The organism is Bradyrhizobium sp. NAS80.1 (genome assembly GCF_001908205.1).
GTDB lineage: Bacteria > Pseudomonadota > Alphaproteobacteria > Rhizobiales > Xanthobacteraceae > Bradyrhizobium.
In genome coordinates, this window is record NZ_LGHL01000465.1 from 1 (window position 1) to 1195 (window position 1195).

The 1195-nt window shown below is 59.2% G+C and carries 1 pseudogene; it reads left to right on the forward strand.

Annotated elements, in window-relative coordinates:
* Positions 1–69: 69 nt before the first annotated feature.
* Positions 70–897, forward strand: a pseudogene (locus AC629_RS44250) (IS30 family transposase); the annotation flags it as partial.
* Positions 898–1195: the final 298 nt, after the last annotated feature.

Below are 1195 nucleotides of genomic sequence, written 5' to 3' on the forward strand. Positions count from 1 at the left end.
GCGGTTTACCTGGTGGACTCAACCGGTCGGTGCAACACTCTAATCCTTTAGCAGAGATGGAGTGTGGGCATGAAGCAGCGACGTCGCATCTATTATTCTGCGGTTCAGCGGTCTGAGATCTGGGATCGCTGGCAGGCTGGCGAGTCCATGAGGTCCATCGGACGTCGATTTGACCGGGCATCGTCGTCAGTTTTTTCCGTGATTTCGCCAACGGGTGGCCTTCGTCCACCGGTTCGGCACCGCGCCAAGCAGGCGCTTACGCTCTCTGAACGAGAGGAGATTTCTCGATGGCTCAGCATGCGCCGCTCGTTGCGGTCGATCGCGCGCCACTTGGGACGATCTGCATCGACCGTCAGCCGCGAAGTCAGCCGCAATGGAGGAGCGGACCGGTACCGGGCCGCGGGGGCAGATCAGGCGGCTTGGGATCGGGCGCGGCGTCCCAAGCTTTGCAAGCTGGCTTGCCACCCGTTCTTGAGGCGGACAGTATCGATCGGGCTGCGGCGACAATGGTCGCCGGAACAAATCGCGGGCTGGCTCAAGCGCACATATCCAGGGGAGCCACAACATCAGGTGTCACACGAAACGATCTACCGCAGCCTATTCATTCAGGCGCGTGGCGTGCTGAAAAAAGAGCTGCTTGAGCACCTGAGAGCGAAACGCACGATCCGCCGCTCCAGGCACGCCAGCCTGAAACGGAGCGGGCTCGGCCAGATCAAGGATGCCGTATCCATCAGAGAACGACCGGCATCTGTTGAAGATCGTGCGGTCCCAGGCCACTGGGAGGGCGACCTGATCGGCGGATCGAGGAACAGCTATGTCGCAACACTTGTCGAGCGCCAATCGCGCTACGTGATGCTGGTCAAGGTTGCGAACAAGGATACGGCGAGTTCAACTGATCGCCGCAACACATTCTGCGAACTTCTCAGCTGGGGTTTGAACGGGAAATCTCCTCTCGTTCAGAGAGCGTAAGCGCCTGCTTGGCGCGGTGCCGAACCGGTGGACGAATGCCACCCGTTGGCGAAATCACGGAAAAAACTGACGACGATGCCCGGTCAAATCGACGTCCGATGGACCTCATGGACTCGCCAGCCTGCCAGCGATCCCAGATCTCAGACCCCTGAACCGCAGAATAATAGATGCTACGTCGCCGCTTCATGCCCACACTCCATCTTTGCTAAAAAATTAGAGTGTTGCA